At 27.1% G+C, this 22,638-nt stretch carries 30 protein-coding genes and 1 riboswitch; of the genes, 26 read left to right on the top strand and 4 right to left on the bottom strand.

Going from position 1 to position 22,638, the window contains the following annotated elements:
* Positions 1-259: 259 nt before the first annotated feature.
* Positions 260-1,195, bottom strand: coding sequence for a hypothetical protein (locus NGI68_RS08730; RefSeq protein WP_251861088.1), 936 nt, complete (start codon positions 1,193-1,195; stop codon positions 260-262).
* A gap of 100 nt (positions 1,196-1,295) precedes the next feature.
* On the opposite strand from NGI68_RS08730, the gene NGI68_RS08725 reads away from it, so the two are divergent.
* Positions 1,296-2,537 carry an ABC transporter substrate-binding protein gene (locus NGI68_RS08725; RefSeq protein WP_353505365.1) on the top strand — a complete coding sequence of 414 codons (1,242 nt, stop codon included), beginning with the start codon at positions 1,296-1,298 and terminating at the stop codon, positions 2,535-2,537.
* Positions 2,538-2,612: 75 nt separating this feature from the next.
* Here the strand turns inward: NGI68_RS08725 and perR are convergent, their stop codons facing one another.
* Positions 2,613-3,035 carry a transcriptional regulator PerR gene (gene perR, locus NGI68_RS08720; protein WP_251861086.1) on the bottom strand — a complete coding sequence of 141 codons (423 nt, stop codon included), beginning with the start codon at positions 3,033-3,035 and terminating at the stop codon, positions 2,613-2,615.
* A gap of 225 nt (positions 3,036-3,260) precedes the next feature.
* Between perR and NGI68_RS08715 the strand changes: the two genes are divergently transcribed.
* The 6 genes from NGI68_RS08715 to NGI68_RS08690 all read left to right on the top strand — a co-directional run bounded on the left by NGI68_RS08715 (position 3,261) and on the right by NGI68_RS08690 (position 9,888).
* Positions 3,261-3,875: a hypothetical protein gene (locus NGI68_RS08715; RefSeq protein WP_251861085.1), complete on the top strand. Its 615-nt coding sequence runs from the start codon at positions 3,261-3,263 to the stop codon at positions 3,873-3,875.
* Positions 3,876-4,040: 165 nt separating this feature from the next.
* The gene (locus NGI68_RS08710) at positions 4,041-4,607 is read left to right on the top strand and encodes a 50S ribosomal protein L25 (protein ID WP_251861084.1); all 567 of its coding nucleotides are present in this window, start codon (positions 4,041-4,043) and stop codon (positions 4,605-4,607) included.
* Between the two features lie 212 nt (positions 4,608-4,819).
* Complete coding sequence (locus NGI68_RS08705) at positions 4,820-5,071, top strand: hypothetical protein (RefSeq protein ID WP_251861083.1); 252 nt, start codon at positions 4,820-4,822, stop codon at positions 5,069-5,071.
* A 103-nt stretch (positions 5,072-5,174) separates the two neighbouring features.
* Positions 5,175-5,265, top strand: a riboswitch (ZMP/ZTP riboswitch).
* Between the two features lie 283 nt (positions 5,266-5,548).
* A complete protein-coding gene (gene pflB, locus NGI68_RS08700) occupies positions 5,549-7,777 on the top strand; it encodes a formate C-acetyltransferase (RefSeq protein WP_251861082.1) in 2,229 nt (742 codons plus the stop codon).
* A gap of 178 nt (positions 7,778-7,955) precedes the next feature.
* Positions 7,956-8,651 (top strand): pyruvate formate-lyase-activating protein, encoded by a 696-nt coding sequence (gene pflA / locus NGI68_RS08695; RefSeq protein ID WP_251861081.1) that lies wholly within the window; start codon positions 7,956-7,958, stop codon positions 8,649-8,651.
* A gap of 691 nt (positions 8,652-9,342) precedes the next feature.
* A complete protein-coding gene (locus NGI68_RS08690; RefSeq protein ID WP_251861080.1) occupies positions 9,343-9,888 on the top strand; it encodes an NADH peroxidase in 546 nt (181 codons plus the stop codon).
* Positions 9,889-10,093: 205 nt separating this feature from the next.
* Here NGI68_RS08690 and NGI68_RS08685 read toward each other — a convergent pair whose 3' ends face one another.
* Positions 10,094-11,248, bottom strand: a complete 1,155-nt coding sequence (locus tag NGI68_RS08685; RefSeq protein WP_251861079.1) for a site-specific integrase — start codon at positions 11,246-11,248, stop codon at positions 10,094-10,096.
* Positions 11,248-11,787 carry a helix-turn-helix domain-containing protein gene (locus tag NGI68_RS08680; RefSeq protein WP_251861078.1) on the bottom strand — a complete coding sequence of 180 codons (540 nt, stop codon included), beginning with the start codon at positions 11,785-11,787 and terminating at the stop codon, positions 11,248-11,250. The genes NGI68_RS08685 and NGI68_RS08680 overlap by 1 nt, the downstream gene beginning before the upstream one ends.
* A 168-nt stretch (positions 11,788-11,955) precedes the next feature.
* Here NGI68_RS08680 and NGI68_RS08675 point away from each other — a divergent pair, with 168 nt between their 5' ends.
* From NGI68_RS08675 to NGI68_RS08585, 19 genes are all read left to right on the top strand, one after another.
* Positions 11,956-12,108 (top strand): helix-turn-helix domain-containing protein, encoded by a 153-nt coding sequence (locus tag NGI68_RS08675; protein ID WP_251861077.1) that lies wholly within the window; start codon positions 11,956-11,958, stop codon positions 12,106-12,108.
* 11 nt (positions 12,109-12,119) lie between these two features.
* Complete coding sequence (locus NGI68_RS08670; protein WP_251861076.1) at positions 12,120-12,335, top strand: helix-turn-helix domain-containing protein; 216 nt, start codon at positions 12,120-12,122, stop codon at positions 12,333-12,335.
* A 23-nt stretch (positions 12,336-12,358) separates the two neighbouring features.
* Positions 12,359-14,293 (top strand): AAA family ATPase, encoded by a 1,935-nt coding sequence (locus tag NGI68_RS08665; RefSeq protein ID WP_251861075.1) that lies wholly within the window; start codon positions 12,359-12,361, stop codon positions 14,291-14,293.
* A 1-nt stretch (position 14,294) separates the two neighbouring features.
* Positions 14,295-15,041: a phage recombination protein Bet gene (gene bet, locus NGI68_RS08660; protein ID WP_251861074.1), complete on the top strand. Its 747-nt coding sequence runs from the start codon at positions 14,295-14,297 to the stop codon at positions 15,039-15,041.
* The gene (locus NGI68_RS08655; RefSeq protein ID WP_251861073.1) at positions 15,041-15,754 is read left to right on the top strand and encodes an MBL fold metallo-hydrolase; all 714 of its coding nucleotides are present in this window, start codon (positions 15,041-15,043) and stop codon (positions 15,752-15,754) included. The genes bet and NGI68_RS08655 overlap by 1 nt, the downstream gene beginning before the upstream one ends.
* Positions 15,755-15,767: 13 nt before the next feature.
* Positions 15,768-16,394 carry an HD domain-containing protein gene (locus tag NGI68_RS08650; protein ID WP_251861072.1) on the top strand — a complete coding sequence of 209 codons (627 nt, stop codon included), beginning with the start codon at positions 15,768-15,770 and terminating at the stop codon, positions 16,392-16,394.
* Between the two features lie 3 nt (positions 16,395-16,397).
* On the top strand, positions 16,398-16,805 hold the full coding sequence (locus NGI68_RS08645) for a single-stranded DNA-binding protein (protein ID WP_251861071.1): 408 nt from the start codon (positions 16,398-16,400) through the stop codon (positions 16,803-16,805).
* Positions 16,806-16,865: 60 nt separating this feature from the next.
* The gene (locus tag NGI68_RS08640; RefSeq protein WP_251861070.1) at positions 16,866-17,039 is read left to right on the top strand and encodes a hypothetical protein; all 174 of its coding nucleotides are present in this window, start codon (positions 16,866-16,868) and stop codon (positions 17,037-17,039) included.
* A 186-nt stretch (positions 17,040-17,225) separates the two neighbouring features.
* The gene (locus tag NGI68_RS08635; RefSeq protein ID WP_251861069.1) at positions 17,226-17,429 is read left to right on the top strand and encodes a hypothetical protein; all 204 of its coding nucleotides are present in this window, start codon (positions 17,226-17,228) and stop codon (positions 17,427-17,429) included.
* 44 nt (positions 17,430-17,473) lie between these two features.
* Entirely contained in the window at positions 17,474-17,686 is a 213-nt protein-coding gene (locus NGI68_RS08630) for a hypothetical protein (RefSeq protein ID WP_251861068.1), read from the top strand.
* 26 nt (positions 17,687-17,712) lie between these two features.
* Positions 17,713-17,892 carry a hypothetical protein gene (locus NGI68_RS08625; RefSeq protein ID WP_251861067.1) on the top strand — a complete coding sequence of 60 codons (180 nt, stop codon included), beginning with the start codon at positions 17,713-17,715 and terminating at the stop codon, positions 17,890-17,892.
* Positions 17,885-18,046: a hypothetical protein gene (locus NGI68_RS08620; protein WP_251861066.1), complete on the top strand. Its 162-nt coding sequence runs from the start codon at positions 17,885-17,887 to the stop codon at positions 18,044-18,046. The genes NGI68_RS08625 and NGI68_RS08620 overlap by 8 nt, the downstream gene beginning before the upstream one ends.
* 42 nt (positions 18,047-18,088) lie before the next feature.
* Positions 18,089-18,247, top strand: a complete 159-nt coding sequence (locus NGI68_RS08615) for a hypothetical protein (protein ID WP_251861065.1) — start codon at positions 18,089-18,091, stop codon at positions 18,245-18,247.
* Between the two features lie 35 nt (positions 18,248-18,282).
* Positions 18,283-18,435, top strand: a complete 153-nt coding sequence (locus tag NGI68_RS08610; RefSeq protein WP_251861064.1) for a hypothetical protein — start codon at positions 18,283-18,285, stop codon at positions 18,433-18,435.
* Positions 18,436-18,474: 39 nt separating this feature from the next.
* Positions 18,475-19,014, top strand: coding sequence for a hypothetical protein (locus NGI68_RS08605; RefSeq protein ID WP_251861063.1), 540 nt, complete (start codon positions 18,475-18,477; stop codon positions 19,012-19,014).
* Between the two features lie 11 nt (positions 19,015-19,025).
* Positions 19,026-19,187, top strand: coding sequence for a hypothetical protein (locus NGI68_RS08600; protein WP_251861062.1), 162 nt, complete (start codon positions 19,026-19,028; stop codon positions 19,185-19,187).
* Between the two features lie 17 nt (positions 19,188-19,204).
* Positions 19,205-19,351, top strand: coding sequence for a hypothetical protein (locus NGI68_RS08595; protein ID WP_251861061.1), 147 nt, complete (start codon positions 19,205-19,207; stop codon positions 19,349-19,351).
* Positions 19,352-19,400: 49 nt separating this feature from the next.
* The gene (locus NGI68_RS08590; protein ID WP_251861060.1) at positions 19,401-19,985 is read left to right on the top strand and encodes an ERCC4 domain-containing protein; all 585 of its coding nucleotides are present in this window, start codon (positions 19,401-19,403) and stop codon (positions 19,983-19,985) included.
* A gap of 29 nt (positions 19,986-20,014) precedes the next feature.
* Positions 20,015-22,606, top strand: coding sequence for a CHC2 zinc finger domain-containing protein (locus tag NGI68_RS08585; protein WP_251861059.1), 2,592 nt, complete (start codon positions 20,015-20,017; stop codon positions 22,604-22,606).
* Positions 22,607-22,638 lie beyond the last annotated feature (32 nt).

The raw sequence follows: 22,638 nt of genomic DNA, 5'->3' as shown, positions 1-22,638 counted from the left end.
GGCAAGTGTTTTCATATTATATGGATAATATATCATAATAAGTATAATATAGTCTCAATAGGTAATTTAGCTTTTGAAATTGCCTAACTAAAGTAATTAATTAAAGTTTTAATAAATTTGAATAATTTTATTTAAATTGGCAATTATATATAATGTAGTTAGGCGAGATAATCTCCCTAATGCACTAAATATATATTTATATATTTAGTGCAACAACCCCCCATCCCCCTTGGGACCGGAAAACGGTCCCTTTTTGTTTTTAATTTAGAGTAATTGCATAGATTTTAAATTTATAATTATCATCGGGATTATCTACTAATTTTAGTAGCACGTCAATATTATAATTTTTTATTGAATTATTATCTTGTTTTGAAATACCTTTAAAATTCAAAGACCATTTTATTTCACTAATTTGTCCATCATTATCACTTTTTATGTCATTAAATTTAGCATCTTGAAAGGAATATATGTTATTTTCTTTTACAAGATTACCTATAACAGATATGTCTTTGCCACTTATATTATTTATAAGTATATTTTCAGGTTTATTTTCTTCTGAAATGGGAAGACCTTGGATATAATTTATAAATTCTGTAATGGTATTACTGCCCATAAAATCCTTGCTAAAGTTGTAATCAAATCTTTGAAGAGTATCTTCCATAAATATAAAGGAATCAAAAACCATATTATTATCTTTAAAATTTCCAGATATAATTTTTGGAGTCTTGTTATTATTATGATCCATGAATCCAATAATATTGTTATTAGAAGAATATAGCAGTTTAAATTTATTATTTTGCCATCCAAAAACATACTGAGCGGGCATTTTATATTGAGAACATTGAACAAATATTTCAGGAATTTTATCTCTAGAGATATCTTTAAAATTAATATTAATAGGCCAAAATTTATTATGATCTCCCAAAAATTCTTTGTTTTCATTGTTTTTTAATATATAATTTTTATCTTGAGATTTTATGTTTATAGAATATTTGTTGTCTATACTGGTAATGTTTAAGCTATCTTCGTTTCCATCGCCAGTTAAATCTTTTCTTATAGTTTTATTAGGAGTTAATAAATTAAAAGCAGAAGTATTTTTGTACTTAATAGTAGTTAATAAAGTTATTAGAATTAAACTTAAAAGTAAAAAATAATAAATAGATTTTCTTTTTAGGAAAAATACCCTCATTTTCATATAATTCACCTCTAATTAATTATATGAATCTATTATATATTTAATTAATTTGTACAAAATAAAAATAAAAGAATATACTTCCGATGGAGGTGAAGTGTTATTGAAATTTAAAAAAATAATATGCTTAATTCTTATATTAATATTCCCAATAAATTTTGTTTCTTGTAAAAAAGAAAATAAAAATAACAATAATAATAAAGAGTTAAATATGTATGTAGATGTTAAAGACAAAGGTTCTTTAGATATATTAAAAATTATTATGGATGAATATAAAAAATCTAATGAAGATGTGAAAATAAATATAAATAATGCATTGGGTAGTAGTGTGGAAGAAGAATTAAAAAAGGATAAGTCACCAGATTTAATCCTTGTATCTAGAAATGAAATGATAAAGTTATCTCAAAAGGGACTTTTAGATAATATGCAAACAAGTTATGAAAAAAATAATATTACTAAGGATTATTATAATGTTTTTAATAGCTACGGTAGATTTAAGGATAAATATTATGGATTACCTATTATGCCTTATACCATAGAAGTTTTGTACAATACTGAAGCTCTAAGCAGATTAAAGATATATGAACCTAAGGATATAAATGATGTGAAAAATATTATGAAAAAATTAAAGAGTTCATCTTTTAAGATCCCTGTTATGTTAACAAATGATTTAGATATAAATTTAGTCATGTTTTCCGTTATAGCCAATAATATAAGTAATTCTATGGAATTAGAAAATATTTATGATAAAGGAAAAAAAGAATATGAAAATTTGAAAAATATGCAAGAGCCTTTTGATATTATAAATGATATGGTTAAAGATAATATTTTAGATAAAAATTCCTTTGAGGAAGGTAAAGAAGTTACATTAGAAAAATTTGAAAATGGAGATATTCCTATAATAATAAGTACTAGTTATTATAATAATAAAATAAAAAGTCCTAATATAAAATCCATTAAACAATTGTATAATGTGGGTAAAGCTAATAATACAGAACCTGTAATTGTAAATTCTATAATTTGTTTACCATTAAAATCTAAAAATGCTGAGGAAGCAACTAATTTTGTGAACTTTACTTTTAATGAAAAAACTCAAAAAGAATTATTAAAAAAAGGTTTTGTAACAGGTAATAAAAAGATCAATAAAGAAAAGTCAGGAGAACTTACAAGTCTAAATAAGAATACTGTGGAAAAATTAAGTAACTTAAATGAAAATAGTATATTAGTACTATACAATTTACCAGATACTCTTAAGTCTACTATATCAACTTCTATTGATAGGATATTAAATAATGAGTATACAGGGAAAGAATGGAATAAGGTTGTGGAAGATAATTTTAAATAACATATTATTAAGCTTAACGACAAATATAATAAGCACTTAAATTATATATATTTAAGTGCTTATTAATTAATAATTTTACGAATTTGACTCTTTGTTGCAAGATTCACATATGCCATAAAAGTAAACCCTATTATACAAAACATTGTATTTTGTATGATTTTTTACCTCATCATTTAAGTTGGAAAAAGACACCTCTTCTATATCATCCACTTTACCACAGTTTATACATTGTATATGTGGATGTGAATGAGTATTTGCATCATATCTAAAATTACCCTCACCTACATTTAACTCTTTAACTAAATTTACTTCTACTAGAGTTTTTAAAGCTTTATAAACTGTAGCTAAACTCATAGTAGGATAATCTGGTTGCAAAGCTTTATATATAATTTCAGCTGAAGGATGTTCTTTAGTAGATTTAAGATACTTATATACAGCTATACGCTGAGGTGTTAATTTTAGATTTTTTTCTCTGAAAATACTTGCGATTGTATCCATAGCCACCATCCTTTACTATAAATATATTTAATTATATAATAAAAAAGGTTATTTGTCAAAAGTTATTATTCGTAAATAAATATTATAAAGAAATGGTTTTCTATATAATAATGACATAACAACATTTTAACATAATTATTAACATAATATTAATATTTTTTGTGAAAATATATTATTAAATTAGTATTTGAAAAATTTAGAACTTAACAGAAAGGATGTATTGTTATGCCAAAAGCTTTAATAGGAACTGCTATTTCAGCTGCAGCAATAATAGTGGGAGCTATAATAGGTGGAATATGGAGTTCGCGTATTAATAAAAAGACGATTATTAAAAATGAAGAAATACAAAGGCATATATTAGAAGAACATAAAAAAATAGATGAAATCTATTATGAAGATAAATTTAAGGAAAGTGGAAAAATTGTAAGATTAGATATATGTACGGCAATTTTTGAAGGTATAAGAGCTATAACCAAAATCCAATATAATAAGGAAGAATATTACCCTGTATGTATATCTATAAATAAAAATTACTATAAAGACATATCAATTTTAACTAAGAAATTTACTTTAAAAGAAATAAGTTATATAAATCAATTATATGGAATAATAGACAAAATAAATTATGATGTAAAAAGAATAGATTATAGCAATAAGAACAGTTGGATTAACATAATAATGGATTATGAAATATTATTAAAAAAAATATATGGAAGCAAGTATAAAAGAATATTGGAGATAGATGTAGAAGAATGTAATTATGATCAATTAATAGATAACGATATAATAAAAAAAGGTTATAGAGATGTACTAGTGAAATTGAATGATATTATAGATTAATTGTGCACATTATAAATAGATTGTTACTAATATATTAATAAAAAGTAAATGTTTGGAAGATTCTATTGAAGTAATTTAAATGTAAATTATACTTATATATAATGAATAATAATCTAACAAAAAGATAATTACTATTATTTTGTAATGGGATAGGAGGAATTTTGTATGAGTAGTGCTTCAATGACTGCTATAATAAGAAGTGAAACCGGTAAAAAATGTAGAAAAGAAGGGTTTGCACCAGGAATAATTTACGGAGCAGAAATTAAAGAACCCATAAAGGTTAAATTTGAAGTTCCTAGCCTTTTAAGATATTTAAATAAAGCTGGTATTAATTCACGATTGTGGCTTAATATTGGAGATAAAAAAGAATATGTACTAATCAAAGAAATACAAAAGGAACCAACAACAGGTGAAATACTTAATATAGATATGCAAGCTGTTTCACATGATGAAGTAATAAAAAATAGTATACCTGTAAAATTTGAAGGAAAAGATCAATTAGAACATAAAGGATTTTTATTAGAAGAATTTACACCATATATAGAGGTGTCTGGAAAAGTAGGTATACTTCCAGAAATAATAGTAGTAAATGTGGGAAAGAATAAGCCAGGAGATAACATAAAAGTATCAGATTTAAATTTGGATGGAGATATAAAATTATATACAGATCCAGAAGAATTATTAGCGACTGTATCCTATAATGGAAAAAATACAGTTGAGGAAGAAGAATAATTAAAAACATAATTATATTAAATATTAGGTTTTCTAATTTATTTTATGAGATTTATATAGATTTTCTTTTAATTTTCGTAAATAAAATTAGAGAACCTAATTTTATTTTTAGTATATATTGAATTTATAGTGTTTGTTACATTTATTAATATTTTATTCAATACATAAGTTTGAACTATAAAATTTTAAGAGTTTAGAAGGAAGGAATGTTTATGAAATATAAAATAGGGCAAGAGATAGAATTTACAAATAGTTTTTTTATAGAATTATCTAAAGGAGGCAAAGCTAAAATAGTTCCTGGAGATAAGGCCATGGTTGTAAGAAAAATAGACGATACTACAGGTGAGATTGTATATACCACAGGTAATGCTAAAGGACTAAGTCAAAATATACAGATAGAAGTTGATGAAGTTTTAAATAATGATGAATTAGCAAAAAAAATATTAGATGAAATGTATAAATAGAATATATGATATGTAATAAATTTTATAAAATGGTATAATATGAATTAAATCATTTTATATTGACATAATGTTCGTGGTGGTATAAAATAAAATCAAATTTAATAAAAGATCATATGACTGGCGGAGGTGGAGTTAACCACAGGGAGTATGATTTGCAGATATAAGTTAGAATGTCGACCGCCTGGGCAACAAAAAGTCCAGGTGGTTTTTTGTATTTGTATACAAGTATAATTCATAGAAAAATTTTTTATTAAGGACTAGGTGAAGAATAAATGCTATTTTAAAGATAACAGATAAAGATTTGCAATTGACAAAGATTTTCATATAATATAAAATAAAAACAAAACTAATAAAAATCATAAAACTGATGTAAGTGCACTAACTACAGTAGGTTGATTTGTAAACTTGAGATTTAGAACTCTTATTAGTACAAGCTTTAAGAGATCTTTAAATATATTAAATTTTAGGAGGATTATTATGGTTTTCGATTCATGGCAAGATTTTAATAAAGGTTCATGGCAAGATAATATAGACATAAGAGATTTTATACAAAAAAATTATAGTTCTTATTATGGAGATAAGAGTTTTTTAAAAGGTCCTACTAAAAAAACTAAAACTCTTTGGGAGCAATGTGAGGTACTTATAGCGGAGGAGATAAAGAAGGGCATATTAGATGTAGATCTAGATAACATCTCATCTATAAATGCTTTTGAGGCAGGATATATAGATAGAGAAAATGAAAGTATAGTGGGTCTTCAAACAGATAAACCATTAAAGAGAATTATAAATCCATTTGGTGGAATAAGAATGGTAAAACAATCTCTAGAAGCTTATGGTTATAACTTAAAACCAGACATAGAAAATATATTTACTAAATATAGAAAAACCCATAATGATGGAGTATTTGATGCATACACTGAAGAAACGAGAAAAGCTAGAAGTGCAGGGTTATTAACAGGTCTTCCAGATGCGTATGGAAGAGGAAGAATAATAGGTGATTATAGAAGAATATCACTATATGGAGTAGATTATTTAATAGAACATAAACAAGAAGATTTAAAATCCGTTAAGGGAGAAATGAATGAAACAACTATAAGAAAAAGAGAAGAAATAAATGAACAAATAAAAGCCTTAAAATCTATAAAAGAAATGGCATTGAAATATGGAATAGATATAAGTAATCCAGCTAAAAATGCAGAAGAAGCGGTACAATTTTTATATTTTGGATATTTAGCAGGAGTTAAAGAAAACAATGGTGCTGCTATGTCACTAGGTAGAGTAAGTACATTTATAGATGTATATATAGAGAAAGATTTAAAGGCTGGAATATTAACAGAAGAAAAAGCACAAGAAATTATAGATCAGTTTGTTATAAAACTAAGACTGGTAAGACATCTGAGAACTCCAGAATATAATGATCTTTTTGCAGGTGATCCTAACTGGGTTACAGAATCCATAGGAGGCATGGGATTAAATGGTGAAACTTTAGTTACTAAAACATCTTATAGATTTTTAAATACTTTAAATAATTTAGGACCAGCTCCAGAACCTAATATGACTGTATTATGGTCACAAAATTTACCTGATAATTTTAAAAAGTTCTGCGCAGAAATGTCTATAAAAACAGATGCTATCCAATATGAGAATGATGATGTAATGAGAGATATATACGGAGATGACTATGGTATAGCTTGTTGTGTATCTGCTATGGCGTTAGGAAAACAAATGCAATTCTTTGGTGCTAGATGCAACTTAGCAAAGGCTTTATTATACTCTATAAATGGTGGCGTGGATGAAAAGAAAAATATTAGAGTAATAGATAACATAGATCCTATAGAAGATGATATATTGGATTATGAAAAAGTTAAGAAAAGCTATTTCAAAGTGTTAGAATATATAGCAGAATTATATGTAAATACCATGAATATAATACATTATATGCACGATAAATATGCATATGAAGCTGGACTTATGGCACTTCATGATACAGAAGTAGAAAGACTTATGGCTTTTGGTGTAGCTGGATTATCTGTTGCAGCTGATTCTTTAAGTGCTATAAAATATGCAAAAGTTAAGCCAGTAAAAGAAAATGGCATTACTGTGGATTTTGAAATAGAAGGCGAATTCCCTAAGTACGGTAATGATGATGATAGGGTTGATGAAATAGCAATAGAGATAGTAGATAAATTTATTAATGAATTAAAGAAGAATAAAACTTATAGAGATGCAAAACATACTCTTTCAGTTTTAACAATAACTTCTAATGTGGTATATGGTAAGAAGACAGGTTCTACACCTGATGGAAGAAAAGCTGGAGAAGCATTTGCTCCAGGAGCTAATCCTATGCATGGAAGAGACAAAAATGGAGCTTTAGCATCATTAAACTCTGTAGCTAAAATACCTTATAAAAATGTTTGTGAAGATGGAGTATCAAATACATTTTCTATAGTTCCAGATGCATTAGGTAAGAGTGAAGAAGAAAGAACAAATAATTTAGTGTCTATATTAGATGGATATTTTGTACAAGATGCTCATCATTTAAATGTTAATGTATTAAATAGAGAGTTATTGATGGATGCAATGGAGAATCCAGAAAAATATCCGTCACTTACTATAAGAGTATCAGGTTATGCAGTTCATTTTAATAGATTAACAAAAGCACAACAATTAGAGGTTATAAGTAGAACTTTCCATAAAGATATGTAAGTCATTTTTATATAACAAGTTTTAGGTTATATATTATGAAGTGCTAGCTTAAGTTATATAGAATTTTTATATTAGATATAAAAATTTTTAGATAATTGTATAAGTTTTTCTAATACTCACATGGGAATATATGTTTTCTATTTGAGTGTTAGAATTACTTAATAAGGAGATTATATATATGGGTAAAATTCATTCAATAGAAACTATGGGGCTTGTAGATGGTCCAGGTATTAGAGTAATAATATTTTTTCAAGGATGTCAGTTAAGATGTGTTTATTGTCATAATCCAGATACATGGAGACTTAATGGTGGAATAGAGATCAGTAGTGATGAAGTTATAAAAAAAGTATCTAGATATAAGCCATATTTTAAGCAAACAGGAGGAATAACATGCTCAGGTGGAGAGCCTTTAATGCAGCCAGATTTTCTTTTGGAAGTTTTAAAAAAATCTAAAAGTGAAGGTATTCACATAGCACTAGATACATCAGGAGTAGGAATAGGAAATTATGAAGAGATACTTAAGTATGTGGATTTAGTTATATTAGATATTAAGCATATAGATGAGAAAAAATATTTTGATATATGTGGTAAGAACATGGAAGAATTTAATAAGTTTAGATCTATAGTAAATAAACTTAATAAAAAACTATGGCTAAGACATGTAGTCGTTCCAGGAATAAATGATACCATAGAACACATATATAAATTTAAAGATTATACAAATACCTTTAATAATGTAGAAAAGATTGAATTGTTACCCTATCATACATTAGGTGTAAATAAATATGAAAGTATGGGCATAAATTATAAACTTAAAAATGTAAAGCCATTGAGTAATGACAAAATTGAGGAATTAAGAAAGTTACTTTTATAATAAAAGCTTATATTTTTTATTTATAGTACCTATGAGTAAAGATCATATAAACTATTTATTTAGAATGTTAGAGTAGAACAAAAATAATATTTTAATAACTAAAGCATAATTAGTATTTGGAGATATAGAAAATTTAGAGTTTCTGATTTGTTTAAATATATTGCATATAAAATTTTACTAAGAAGTACTTAGTTTTATTTAATATACATTATATAAAAAATAAATTAGAAACTCTTATTAATTTCAACCATATATTATACAAAATTAAAGCATTCATATATATTTTAACCATACCTAAATCTTAAATATTAATCAATAGATTCTTGTAGACATTCTTCAATAACATCTTCTGTAATTTCAAATTGTTCTTCTCTCGTCATAATTTGTTCCCCCTAAATAATATTAATACATTAATATATTCTAATACTTAAAGTTTGTTACATAATATGAAAGAATATCTGTTTATTAATGAATTCTATATAAGAATTAATTATAGAAGTAAGAAAAATATATTTGAATGAACTTATTAATTTTACTTTAAGAGTATTTTATTTTTATATTTCAAATTAATTTCTTAAAAACCCTTGATTATTTATCATTATTATTATATAATAATAATTGTCCGGAGGGGACATGTAAAATTAAATTAAATTGAATTTAAATAAATAGAGTATAGTAGGAGGATGTTAATATGAAAAAATTTGTGTGTTCAGTATGTGGTTATGTTTTTGAAGGTGCAGAAGCACCAGAAAAATGCCCTCAATGTGGTGCAGGAAAAGATAAATTTGTAGAAAAAGTAGAAGGTGAAATGGCTTGGGCTGATGAACATAGAGTTGGTATAGCAAAAGATGTAGATCCAGAAGTTTTAGAAGGATTAAGAGCTAACTTTACAGGAGAATGTTCAGAAGTAGGAATGTACTTAGCTATGAGCCGTCAAGCAGATAGAGAAGGATTCCCAGAAGTTGCAGAAGCATATAAAAGAATAGCTTTTGAAGAAGCAGAACATGCTGCTAAATTTGCTGAATTATTAGGTGAAGTTGTTACAGATAGCACTAAGAAAAACTTAGAAATGAGAGTAGAAGCAGAACATGGTGCTTGTCAAGGTAAAAAAGATTTAGCAACATTAGCTAAAAAATTAAACTACGATGCTATTCATGATACAGTACATGAAATGTGTAAAGATGAAGCTAGACATGGTTCAGCATTCAGAGGATTATTAAACAGATATTTTAAATAAGAATAGATATGTTGCTATCCATAATTAATTAGAGAATTTTTTACACTCCATTAATTTTATATATCGTATTGTATATTAAATATATCAGAGTATATTTTGTTGTGGAGTGGGGAGAGAGTGGGCAAATAATAAAAAATTAATAATTATCTATGTCCACCAAATGATTTGCCCACGAAATAGAACGCTTATGTTAAGCGTTCTATTTTTATTTCAATATATTCTCTAATTCATTTATAACTTGCAAATTCATATTTTGAGTAATATGGGTATATAGACGTAAAGTGAAATCCAATTTACTATGACCTAATCTTTGTTGTATATATTTGGGATTTACTCCCTTCTCTAACAAAAATGTAGCATGAGTATGTCTTAGATTATGGAATTTAAAATCTATTCCATAATCTTGTTTAGTGATACGAGAAATGATTTTATGACTATAGGTATTAAGCATTTCGCCATTAGGTTTTACATTAACAAAATCAGTTACATAAATTACTTTATTATCATGATTAGTATCAATTATTATATTCTTTTTATAAGTATCTTTATAGAAGTCAATTGATAACTTTTGTTTTTGTATTAACGATAAAAGATAATCCTTGAATTTATTACTGAACATAATTTTTCTATAGCTATTTTTAGTTTTTAAAGATGTAAAGCACCATTTTTTATTATAATATTGTAATTGTTTATTAATAGTTACGATATTTTTATTAAAATCAAAATCACCCCATCTTAAAGCATAACATTCCCCAGCTCTTAGACCTAAATTAATTCCTAGTTGAAAAGCAGGCTGTAAATTAGTTGTACTTAAACGCTCATTTATTAATTTTAATTCTTCATGGGTGTAGATTCTTATATCATCACTCTTTACAACCTTAGGAGGTACTATTTTATGGATAATATTATTTTGTATATATTCCATTCTTTCAGCATATTTAAAAAGCAGTGAGAGAAAATTATAAATACTCTTTACATATTCATTACTTAATTTCTTGGCTTTTAGAGCAATGAAATTTTGAAGTTCATTGACTGTAATACTATTAATATATTTAAATCCAAAAGTATCTTTAAGATGATTATCATACAATGAGCTATATCGTTTAATGGTTGAAAATTTTCTTGTTATAGGAGCTTCATTTTCCATGAAGTTATTATAAATCTCGTCAAAAGTTATCTTCTTTTCTTCAAATATTTTACCAGTTGAATTAAATTCGTTTAATACTTTAGTTAAAGCTTGTTGAGCTTCTTTTTTCGTCTTAAATCCACCTTTTTCTTTTTGTTTACGTTTATCGCCTATTTTACCTATATCAATTCTATAGGACCAAGAATTTCCTCTCTTACGGACACTCCCTTGCATTATTTTTCACCACCTAATAAATCTATATACCAGGATATCAATTCATATAATTTCTTTTTATATTTTTTTTCGGATAATAAATGTTTATTTTTTGTTAAAATATTTGCTATTTCAGGCATATCTTTTTCAATATCAAAGTTATCCATACTGGATTCAATATCGCCAAATAATAGCTCACGGATTGAATCTTTATCCTTAAAATTAATTTTAGTTTTAATATCATTTTCCCATGTACTAGTTAAAGTATTTATAATATATTCTTTCTCATCATTAGTTAATAAGGATGTATTATCTTTAAATGAATAATTGGATTTAATATACCCTAGGATTTCCAGTATTTCTTCATATTTTATATCTAATGCATCTCCTAGTTTTTTTAGTATTTTTAGATTTGGATTTAATCTTTGTGCTTTTTCTAATTTGCTAATTTCTGAGTTACTGACACCCGTAATATGAGCTAGGTGCCTTTGCGAATATCCTTTATCTTCCCTTGCACTTATAAGCATGTCAGCAAGTAATTCTCTATTTGATAATTCCATAATTGCCTCCTACGAAAAAAATTTTTTATATCGTAATGTATCTTTACTGTATTATATTATATCGTAATTGTCTGCGAATGTAAACAATAGTAAATACTGTGTTGACGCTTAAAGACACGAATAGTATAATATAGACAAATGGAAACACAAACAAGGAGGTGGAAACACTTGCAAGAATATATTACAGTAAAAAAAGCAGCCCAGATATTAGGAGTAAGTAAAAGAACGATTTATAGAAAAATAAAACAAGGGATTATACCTTGTAAGAAAGTTGATTCAAAAATTATAAGGATACCAATCAACTATTTTAATATAGATTAAGGGGGATATTAATGGAATATTTATACACAGTAGATGAAACGGCTAAGTTGTTAAAGGTAAATAGGAATATGATTTATGATTTGATTAACATGGGACATTTAAGGGCAATAAAATTAGGAAGAAAGAAAATTCCAGCATTTGAAATAGAAAGATTCTTAAAAGAATATATAGGGAAAGATATGTCAGACTTAAAGAATGTTACAGATTTAAAGATATACATAAAATAATTAATTTATGGGAGGAAAGATTAATGAAAAATAATATATTTTTAAAATATTTAAAGATAAAGTATTTTAAAGGAATTAAGGATTTAGCAATAGATTTTGGACAAATTACTAATATATATGGAGAAAATGGAACAGGAAAAACTACTATTCAGGATGCATTTACATTTTTGTTATTTGATAAAGATAGTAAAGATTCAACTAAGTTTTTTGTACAGCCATTAGATGAAAACAATAGCCCAATTAATAATTTAGAGACAGTTATTGAAGCAACATTAGACATAGATGGCAAGGAAGTAGTCTTAAAGAGAGTGTATAAAGAAAAATACAATAAAGTAAGGGGAACAGCCAAAACAGAATTTAAGGGCTATGAAAGTAAGTATTATGTTAATGAAGTACCTAAAAAAGTTACAGAGTACAAAAGTTTTATATCAGAATTATTGGATGAAAAATTATTTAAATTAATAACTAATCCCTTATATTTTTCAAGCCTACCTTTGAAGGATAGAAGAGCCATTATAACTGAGATTGTTGGAGATTTAGATAACAAGGTTGTACTTGATTCTAAAAAAGACTTAGATCCACTAAGAATGCATTTAGAAGATAAGTCTTTGAATGACTTTATGAAAGCTAATAGAAGTAAAATAAATCAGTTAAAAAAAGACAGGATGCAAATACCTTCAAGAATAGATGAAGTTAATAATTCAATCCAAGAGCTTGATTTTAATGGATTAGATATACAACGAAGAGGGGTAGTTGCAGGAATTAAAAATATAGATGCACAACTCCAAGATAAAAGTAAAGCAAATGAAGGATTATTTAAGCTAAAGGCGGCACTAATAGAGAAGAAACAAGAGTTAACAGAGATTGAATATAAATTTAAAGCAAATGCAAATAAACCCAAGATGGAACTTGAAGGAAATATAAGAAGTACAGAAATAAATATAAAACACTTAAATATGACTATAAATGAAGTCCATGAAGAAGTAAAAAGAAATCAGGGATATTTAGATAATTTGCTTTTAAAAAGAAAAAACTTGCTAAAGGCATATAACCAGATTAAAAATTCTAAATTTGAATTTGATGAATCAACTTGTGTATGTCCAACTTGTAAAAGATCTTTTGAAGCAAGTGACATTGAAACTAATAAAAAAAATTTGGAAAATAATTTTAATAGTGATAAGGCTGAGAAATTAAAAGTAAATATAGCAGAAGGTAAAGTAGTTGCCGCTAAAATAGAAAATTTAAAAAGTGAAAATGAGAATTTAACTAAAAAAATAGAAGATGAAGAAAGTATGTTAGCAGCAACTAAAAAATCTTTGGAGACGCTTCAAGGCAAATTAAATAGTTTTAAAACAGAAATAGAGGATCCTGAAGAAATTAAGTATATAAAACAAGAAATTTATAGTCTTGAAAGTCAAATTAAGTCTTATAAGAAAGAAGATACTACAGAATTAAACAATAAGAAGGAAGAATTACAAGAGCAACTTAGAGAAGTGGACAAGCAATTAGCATTTAATGAAACGAATGAAAAAGCTAAGAATAGAATCAAGGAACTTGAAGAGGAAGAAACAAAATTAAGTGAAAAAATTGCAGAGCTTGAAGGTTTAGAAATCCTTTCAGAAGAGTTTATAAGAACTAAAGTTGAGCTATTAGAAGAGAAGGTAAATTCTAAATTTAAGTATGTAAAATTTAAAATGTTTAAAAATCAAATTAATGGTGGATTAGAAGAATGCTGTGAACCTTGCATCAATGGAGTTCCATATAGCAGTAATTTAAATACTGCTGCCAAAATTAATGCAGGATTAGATATTATAAATACTTTATGTAATCACTATAATATTAATGCTCCAATATTCATAGATAACAGGGAATCTACTAATAAAATAATTGATGTGGATAGTCAAGTAATTAATCTTATTGTTAGTCAGGATAAAAAATTAAAAGTGGAGGTAATGTAAAATGGCAGAAAACAAAAATAGTGCAGTAGCATTATTAGAAAAAGAAATGGTATACAACGTAGGTGAGGAAGAGGTAAAACTAACAGGAAGTATAGTTAAAAATTATTTAGCTAAAGGAAATAAACAGATAACAAATAGAGAAGTAGTTGTTTTTATGAATTTATGCAAGTATAGGAAGTTAAATCCTTTCTTAAATGAAGCTTACTTAGTTAAATTTAAGGATGAAGCACAGATTGTTACTGGTAAAGAAGCGTTTATGAGAAAAGCAGAGGAAAATCCGAATTATAAAGGTCACAGAGCAGGGGTTATTGTTATGAGAGAAAAGGAAATAGTTGAATTAGAAGGTTGCTTTAAATTAAAAACTGATACTCTTCTTGGTGGTTGGGCTGAGGTAATGGTAGAAGGAAAGAATTGTCCAATAGTAGCTAAAGTAAGCTTAGAGGAATATAACAAGCAACAAAGCACATGGAAGAGTATGCCAAGCACTATGATAAGAAAAGTAGCTTTAGTACAAGCTTTAAGAGAAGCTTTCCCAGCAGAAATCGGAGCAATGTATTCAAATGAAGAATTGGGCGTAGATGAATCAAAAATAGTAAATGTGCAACATGAAGTAAAAGAAGAAATTAAAGAAGAAGCTAATAAAGAGGTTATAGATATTGAAGAAACTGAATTAGTAGAAAAAGAAACTCCAGTAGTTGAAGCTGAAATAGTTGAACCAAAAGATGGCGAAGAGGAGACTCCATACTAATGATTAAAGTATTAGCTAGTGGATCCAAAGGAAATTGTTACATTATTCAAGCAGGAGAAGAAAAACTTCTGCTTGAGTGTGGGATTGATTGGAGAAATATACTCAAAGGTTTAAATTACAATATTAAAGGAGTTAAAGGGTGTTTGATAAGTCATAAACATTCAGACCATTGTAAAAGCTTTAAAAGAGCATTTGAGAGTTTGCCCAAGGTATGTGCTCCGTTAGAAGTATTAAAAAAGTACAATTGTAAAGAATACCATAAAACTTTTTTAATGCAACATTTAGATAAAGTCAGATTAGGAGAATTTAAAGTAATGGCATTTAAGGCAGAACATACAAATTCAGATGGTACAGAATGTGAGTGTTTAGGTTATTTAATACAACACCCTCAGATAGGTAAAATAGTGTTTGCAACAGATACTTATTACTTAAAATATAAATTTAAAAATGTGGACCATATCTTAATTGAATGTAACTATTCAGAGAGATATATGGAGGATTTAGAATCATATCAAACAAGAACTTTTAAATCCCATATGAGTTTAGAAACGTTAAAGGAAACATTAAAAACTTGGGATTTATCCAATACAAAAACCATTACTTTAATTCATTTAAGTGAGAATAATGGAAATCCAGAAGAATTTAGAAAAGAGATAGAAGCCTTAACTGGCATACCTACATACGTTGCAGTGCCAGGACTAGAAATAAGTTAGGAGAGTAGAAAAAATGAAAGATATTTTTGAGGTTAAAGAAAGAATAATTAATCTTTTAAGTAGTGTGGAGAGAAAGGGAATAGATAGAGTTATTAAATATCTGGAAGAAAGTGACTTCTTTGTCGCTCCTGCCTCTACTAGATTTCATGGCAATTATCAGGGGGGATTAGCAGAGCATAGCCTAAATGTTTATGAGTTATTTAAGGAGAAAAATAAAAGATTTGATTTTGGATTAAGTGAAGACACAATGAAAATTGTTGCATTGTTACATGATACATGCAAGATTAATTTTTACACTGTATATAATAAAAATGTAAATATAGCAGCTGCAGGGGAAAAGCCCAAGTGGATTAAAATGCCAGCTTATGGAGTTAATGATTTATTGCCTATAGGTCATGGTGAGAAAAGCGTTATTATTCTTCAGCAACTTATACCCCTAACGAAAGATGAAGTGCTAATGATAAGGTGGCACATGGGAGGATATGAATCGAAAGAAAACTTAAATAATGTTAGTGCCGCTTGGAATATATGCAATGCAGCAGTTGCTCTTAATACTGCAGATCTAGAGTCAAGTTATATATTAGAAGAACATTTTGAACCTGGTGAAGATAAAAAACAAATGAAAATTAAAGGGGTGTAATGGATGAATAAAATACAACTTGTTGGAAGATTAACTAAAGATCCAGAGTTAACTTTTGCTCCTGGAACAGGAACAGCAGTAACAAAATTTACATTAGCGGTAAACAGACCGCAATTTGACAAGTCCAAGCCACAGGAAGCAGATTTTATTCCTTGTGTATGTTTTGGTAAAAGAGCTGAAGCAATAGCAAATTATGTTCAAAAGGGACATAGATTTGGTCTTAGTGGAAGGCTTCAAATAAACAAGTATGTTGATAAAGATAATAATAACAGATGGAGCACAGATATAGTAGTAGAAGATTTTGAGTTTTTACAGGATAAAGGGACAAAGATTAATGAAAATCAATCTAACGAATCATCTACTAACTACGAGGAATTAACACCTGTGGATGATGGAGATATTCCATTCTAGATTAATAAAAATTTAGATTAAGACAGAACATGAAATAATTGCGAATGAAAGGAGCAACTTATGTTAGATAGAAATGACATACCATATTTAGTTCAATTGGTTAATGAGGATAAGAGAAAAATAATGTTAGCATATGAGGAAAATGATGAACTAAAACAATCTGAAATGGCTGGTAGAGTTAGGGTAAAAATAATAAATGATTTAAATGAATTATATGATAGTTTAAATATTTAATTCACATTATAAAAGGATTATGTTAGTGTCACAATTCAAAGATAGGAGGAAATAGGATATATAGATTTGAAAGTTTAAAATGTTGTCCAGTTCAAGAAGTTGTAGTAATAGCAGATAATGAAGAGCAAGCATTAAACATTGCTATAAAGGAAACTAAACACAAAAATTGGGAACTGCATCAAAAGTATGATAGAAAAAAGTGAGGTAAATAGATTGAGCAATATTATAAGTGATATATCTAAAAGAGTATTAATTGTAAAAGGTATAGAAGAAGTAAGAAGGATAAAGCTTTGCAATAAAGAGAGGGATATTATAAAAACGAAAAATTTATATGATGATATATGGGAAGTTGAACTTATTAAAAGAGTTGGAGATTATTTTAGGAAATAATTCAAATAACAGATAACAATGAGAGATAAATAGGAGAACAAGATATGAATGAAAAATGTAAATTTTATTTAAAAATATATATTACGGATGTACTTATTATGGATGGATTATTTTTGATATTAAAATCTATGTGGGATCAATTAGAAATAATATTTGATGGAGGAATACAAGAAAGTATATCAGATTCAATTATAGCAGTTATATTAGTAGTGTTGTTATGGAGAAATATCAGAAAATGGATTTTCATTAAAGATTAAACAATACAAATAATGGAGGAGATATTATGAATTTATTAGTAGCTAGTCTTATTATATTGTTGATAATTACAAATTATATTACATGTGAATTTTCTCACAGAATGGGCTTTAGGCATGGAGAAGAATTTGCAGAGCAAAGATTAAAAATTAAACAAGAGATTAATAGAATCAATTCAAAATTTGAAATGAGGTGTAAAAATGAATAAATTTCAAAAGGTTTTAAATAAAGCAGTTACAGAAAATATTAAGTTATACCCTGACTTAGGAAATGGTTCATTTTACAAAAGAAGAAAATTGTTTAGAAAGTTAGTAAGGCTACATCTTAAGAGAGCGTTTGACCTATCAGATATATCAGATTAATGTCTCGACTTAAAGAAATTATAAAAAAATGGAGGATATAAGATGATGATAGAAACTGAAGGAGTAGTTAAGTTTTATGAATATGAGCTTATGAATTTGACAGAAGGTGGAATAGATTTAATAAACAATCAAGTTATAGATTTGGAAGGTATATTAAGAAAAAATGATGGAAAGAAAATAAAAATTATTTATGAAGAGTAGAAATAATTTAAGGATTTAGTTAAGGAGAATTTTAGATGAAATATGAATTAAGTTATAAAAATATAGATGATAATTTAGTAACCAAAATAATAGAAGCTGATACTGACAAAAAAGCTGTAAATAAAGTTGAAAAAATATTAAAGGATGAGTTTTTTAGATCACCGCAGTTGATTTTATTAGAAGAATAGTTGCAGGATATGAAACTAAAATGAAAGGAAGATGAATTAATGAAAAAAAATAAAATATTATATTTAATATTAATATCAATCATATCAATAGGATTAAGTTTTGGTGTACAAGCTAAGGGGATTAGTAGCCGATCTAGTATTAGTCGCCCAAGTATTAGTCATTCAAGTAGTAGTCGATCAAGTTTTAGATCAAACAGTATTAAAAGCAGTTCCATAAAATCCCCTAAAGGTTTAAAAGCCACTAATGTAAGAACTAAAACAGCTAGTAAACCTACTAGTAAAACTATTAATAATAATACTAAAATAAATAATACTGTAATCCATAATCACTATAATGCCCCTAGACATAATACTACCTATTACACACCTCATGGTGGCAGTTTTAGGAGTAGTTTTTGGGATAATTATTGGATGTATAGAGCTTTAACTAATCATAATACCGTGGTTGTAACTAGAGCAGGAGGGACAAGCCAAACAATAGACTATGGTTATAGCGGAATATGGAAAGATATCTTAACTTTATTAATTCTCATAATAATAGTTATATTCATAACTAAAAAAATAAGAAAGAGATATTAAGAGGTGGGTATATGGAAATATCTAAAGAAGAATTTATAAAGAATATATCAGCATTACAGATAAAGAAAAAGCGTAAAAAAGATCAGGATTTTGTAGCAGTTATGACGGAAAGTTTCTATAGATGTAAAAAGAAAAGCAGAAATCACAATAAGAGGGTAAGAGGTCAAATTTAATAAGGAGAAAAACAAAAATGAGTAATGAAATTTATGAATACTTTATGGAGAAATATAAAAAGGCAAATTTTAAGGTAGTTCCAGGACATTGGCCAAATTTTAAAACTAAGGAAGAAGTGGACAAGTGGCTTAAGATAATGGAGTTAATGCTTGATGAATATTAGGTTACAAAAATAAATAGAAATGTAACCATAGAAATATTGGAGGATAAAAATGTATTATAAATTCACAGATACAGAGATTAAAAAACTTCTTAAAGAAAACTTTATTATTTTATATGATACAAGAGAGCAAAAAAATCAACATGTATTAAATTATTTTGATGAAAAGAAAATTAAATATAAAAAGAAAAAGATAGATGAGGGAGATTACACCGCAATAATAACTAAAAGGCCCGATATGGGTATTTATAGAGATATATATTTTCCAGTAGCAGTTGAGAGAAAGAATAGCGTTGATGAACTTGCTGGAAATTTAGCAGAAAAAACAGATACACATGATGATATAAGACTTATAAGAGAACTTCAAAGAGCAAAAAATAAAGGAATTAAAATATATCTAATAATAGAGGATAAGAATGGTATGGAGAATATAAAGAAAGGAAATTATAGGAGTCTATATACTCCTAAATCTTTCCTAGGAAGACTATCAAGTATACAGGATTTATACTTACATGACACTATTTTTACAAGTAATAAAGATACAGGGTTTGAGATATATAGAAAACTTTACTATAGCATTAGAAACTACTTAAAAGAATTGAGCACAGATATAGGACTAGCTGTAGAAAATGAGTAATAGCTTCAACGCAAAGAGGAGGTGAGAAGGTGGAACTGCAGGATATAGACTTAATAAACTTAATAGAAAATGAAACAGGAGAAAAATTTAATATGCAAGGGTACATAAAGTGCCCTTTCCATTCAGAAAAAACACCTTCCTTAAGGGTTAAATTTAATCCGGACACTAATAAAGATTTTTTTAAGTGCTTTGGTTGTGCAGAGTGTGGAGATGCCATTGATTTTATAATGAAATATAAGAATTTAGATTATATAAAAGCTAGGGAGTATTTAGGAATTGAAGTTGAGAAAACAGAAAAAGAACTTCAGGAGGAAAAAGTAAAAGACTATGTAGCTTGGGAATTAAGTAAGTTTAGACAAGGTCAAAAGTTACTGGGAATATTCAAATTTGTGAACGAAAGAGATGAGATAGTATATTTTAAGGCTAAATTTACGAACACAGAAGGTAAAAAACAACTTTCATATTATCATTTGGAAGGTGAAAAAGTAATTGCTAAGAGAGGAACTAATGAACTTCCATATAACCTATACAATGCTTTAAGTGCTATAAAGAATGATGATGTATTGATTATAGATGAAGGTGAAAAGGATGCTAACACAATAAATTCTATGTTTAAAAACAAGGGTTATGTGGCTACAAGTTTAAAAGGATGTAAAGAATTAAATATTTTAAAAAATAATAGGATGAGAATATATGTAATAGGAGATACTGGACAAGCTGGAGAGCAATATAAGTGGAATATTTATAATGAATTTAAAAAATATGCTAGAGAATTTAAGTTTATAAACCTTCCAGGATTGAAATCTCTGGGAGATAACAAAGATGTTACTGATTGGGTAGAGGCTGGCCATGATAAAAAAAATTTATTAGATGCTTTTGACAGATCCTTAGACGTAAAAAATAAATATGAACTGCAGCAGGATGCAGGTGGAATATATAAAATAATGTTTAAAGAAAAAGCAGAGGAAGTAATTGAAACTAAAAAATATATTGCAGACTTTAGATTATTAAAGGCAACCAGGATTAAATTTATAGATGATGAAACAGAAGGAGTAAGCATAGTACTAAAAAGTATTACTGGAGATACAATTGAAAGAACAGGAATAAGTACTGTATTTGATGATGTTAAATCATTCAAAAACTTTCTTGGAACAATGGATCTTGTGTTTAGTGGAAGAGTTGAAGATTTAAATAGGTTAAAGGGATGGATAAATAAATATTTTGCTTTAGAGAATGAAGAAGTTTATGGCGGTGTTAAATTTATAGAAAGAAACGGAGAATTAATTTTTATAGAGAATAACGGATGTATATCTTCAAAAGGAATGAATGAGCATATTAAGAGTGATGGACGAAATAATGCAGATGTACTAAAAAATGAACCAATAACAACAGAGGAATTGAAGGAAGTTATAAAACATATTTTTAAGTTTGCTGGTCCAGAAAAATCAATTTCTATCATTGGAACTGTAACAAATAATTTGGCGGTGCATCAGTGCCAGGCACTTAAGCAAAAATTACATCATCTTTTAATAGTTGGGGAGAGTGGCTCAGGTAAAAGTACAATACTTGAAAATGTAATTGCTCCAATACTTAATTATCCTAAGAAAGATATTAAATCTATTGGATTAATAAGTAATTTTGCTCTTATGAAAAATTTGAGTGATGGGAACTATCCAGCCTTATTTGATGAATTTAAGCCAAGCATGATGGATAGGTATAAAATAGGCAACATATCAGAAACATTAAGAAATCTATATGATAGAGCCACTATAAGCAAAGGAAATAAAAGTTTAAAAACTACGGATTTTAATTTATATAGGCCCATTATTTTAGCAGGAGAAGAAAGTTATCCTAACCAAGAAAAAGCATTAATTGAAAGAAGTTGTATTATTTATTTATCCAGAAGGGAAAGAACTTCAAAGAATACAGAGGCTATGCAGTGGCTTATTAAAAATGAAGAATTATTAAATAAGTTAGGAAGAAGTTTAATAGAAATTATATTAGAAATGCCAGTAGAAAAATATCAGGAATTAAGAGAAATGGTTAAAAAGGATATAAAAGATTTAAAAAACAGGACTCAAAATACTGCAATTAATATCTCATGTGGAATGATGATATTTAATAAACTTTTACAAAAGCATGGATTGCATCAACTAGACAGTTTTTATGAGCACATAGTAAAAAATATTAAAGTTGAAGTTTTGGAAGATACAGAAAATGTTCATAGCTTAGTTGAAAGAATGTTAATTTTATACAATGACATGATAAATGATAGCAGAGCTATAGGATGGGAAGATGTTGTTAAAAGTAGAGGTGATGGCCTTTTTATTAAAACATCAGAAATGATTAATCAAATACATGAGCATGTTATTAGAGTTGGAGCTGATTTAGTTCCATTAAAATATAATGATTTTAAAAAACAAGCTAAAAAAGCTGGTTATCTAGTTAAAGCTTCAGGAAAAGTTATAAAAGTAGATGGAAAATCAATAAAATTTGATATTTATGATAAGAAAATGTTACAGGATTTAAAAGTAGACTCAATAGCTCCACCAGATTATGAAGAAGTTAGTGGAGAAGATGCAAAAATTTTCCCATTTAGACAGGTTACCAAAAAAATATAAAGGTAACCAAAGGTAACTTAAAAGGTAACCTA

The sequence above is a fragment of the Clostridium sp. Marseille-Q2269 genome (genome assembly GCF_943736985.1).
Lineage (GTDB): Bacteria > Bacillota > Clostridia > Clostridiales > Clostridiaceae > Clostridium_F.
Note: the sequence above shows the minus strand (reverse complement) of the source record. Positions and strands in the feature narration are given on the sequence as shown.

Coding starts and splice junctions, on each gene's coding strand:
- NGI68_RS08730 (WP_251861088.1), bottom strand. CDS start 1,195: ATGAAAATGAGGGTATTTTTCCTAAAAAGAAAATCTATTTATTATTTT.
- perR (WP_251861086.1), bottom strand. CDS start 3,035: ATGGATACAATCGCAAGTATTTTCAGAGAAAAAAATCTAAAATTAACA.
- NGI68_RS08715 (WP_251861085.1), top strand. CDS start 3,261: ATGCCAAAAGCTTTAATAGGAACTGCTATTTCAGCTGCAGCAATAATA.
- NGI68_RS08710 (WP_251861084.1), top strand. CDS start 4,041: ATGAGTAGTGCTTCAATGACTGCTATAATAAGAAGTGAAACCGGTAAA.
- NGI68_RS08705 (WP_251861083.1), top strand. CDS start 4,820: ATGAAATATAAAATAGGGCAAGAGATAGAATTTACAAATAGTTTTTTT.
- pflB (WP_251861082.1), top strand. CDS start 5,549: ATGGTTTTCGATTCATGGCAAGATTTTAATAAAGGTTCATGGCAAGAT.
- pflA (WP_251861081.1), top strand. CDS start 7,956: ATGGGTAAAATTCATTCAATAGAAACTATGGGGCTTGTAGATGGTCCA.
- NGI68_RS08690 (WP_251861080.1), top strand. CDS start 9,343: ATGAAAAAATTTGTGTGTTCAGTATGTGGTTATGTTTTTGAAGGTGCA.
- NGI68_RS08685 (WP_251861079.1), bottom strand. CDS start 11,248: ATGCAAGGGAGTGTCCGTAAGAGAGGAAATTCTTGGTCCTATAGAATT.
- NGI68_RS08680 (WP_251861078.1), bottom strand. CDS start 11,787: ATGGAATTATCAAATAGAGAATTACTTGCTGACATGCTTATAAGTGCA.
- NGI68_RS08670 (WP_251861076.1), top strand. CDS start 12,120: ATGGAATATTTATACACAGTAGATGAAACGGCTAAGTTGTTAAAGGTA.
- NGI68_RS08665 (WP_251861075.1), top strand. CDS start 12,359: ATGAAAAATAATATATTTTTAAAATATTTAAAGATAAAGTATTTTAAA.
- bet (WP_251861074.1), top strand. CDS start 14,295: ATGGCAGAAAACAAAAATAGTGCAGTAGCATTATTAGAAAAAGAAATG.
- NGI68_RS08655 (WP_251861073.1), top strand. CDS start 15,041: ATGATTAAAGTATTAGCTAGTGGATCCAAAGGAAATTGTTACATTATT.
- NGI68_RS08650 (WP_251861072.1), top strand. CDS start 15,768: ATGAAAGATATTTTTGAGGTTAAAGAAAGAATAATTAATCTTTTAAGT.
- NGI68_RS08645 (WP_251861071.1), top strand. CDS start 16,398: ATGAATAAAATACAACTTGTTGGAAGATTAACTAAAGATCCAGAGTTA.
- NGI68_RS08640 (WP_251861070.1), top strand. CDS start 16,866: ATGTTAGATAGAAATGACATACCATATTTAGTTCAATTGGTTAATGAG.
- NGI68_RS08635 (WP_251861069.1), top strand. CDS start 17,226: ATGATAGAAAAAAGTGAGGTAAATAGATTGAGCAATATTATAAGTGAT.
- NGI68_RS08630 (WP_251861068.1), top strand. CDS start 17,474: ATGAATGAAAAATGTAAATTTTATTTAAAAATATATATTACGGATGTA.
- NGI68_RS08625 (WP_251861067.1), top strand. CDS start 17,713: ATGAATTTATTAGTAGCTAGTCTTATTATATTGTTGATAATTACAAAT.
- NGI68_RS08620 (WP_251861066.1), top strand. CDS start 17,885: ATGAATAAATTTCAAAAGGTTTTAAATAAAGCAGTTACAGAAAATATT.
- NGI68_RS08615 (WP_251861065.1), top strand. CDS start 18,089: ATGATGATAGAAACTGAAGGAGTAGTTAAGTTTTATGAATATGAGCTT.
- NGI68_RS08610 (WP_251861064.1), top strand. CDS start 18,283: ATGAAATATGAATTAAGTTATAAAAATATAGATGATAATTTAGTAACC.
- NGI68_RS08605 (WP_251861063.1), top strand. CDS start 18,475: ATGAAAAAAAATAAAATATTATATTTAATATTAATATCAATCATATCA.
- NGI68_RS08600 (WP_251861062.1), top strand. CDS start 19,026: ATGGAAATATCTAAAGAAGAATTTATAAAGAATATATCAGCATTACAG.
- NGI68_RS08595 (WP_251861061.1), top strand. CDS start 19,205: ATGAGTAATGAAATTTATGAATACTTTATGGAGAAATATAAAAAGGCA.
- NGI68_RS08590 (WP_251861060.1), top strand. CDS start 19,401: ATGTATTATAAATTCACAGATACAGAGATTAAAAAACTTCTTAAAGAA.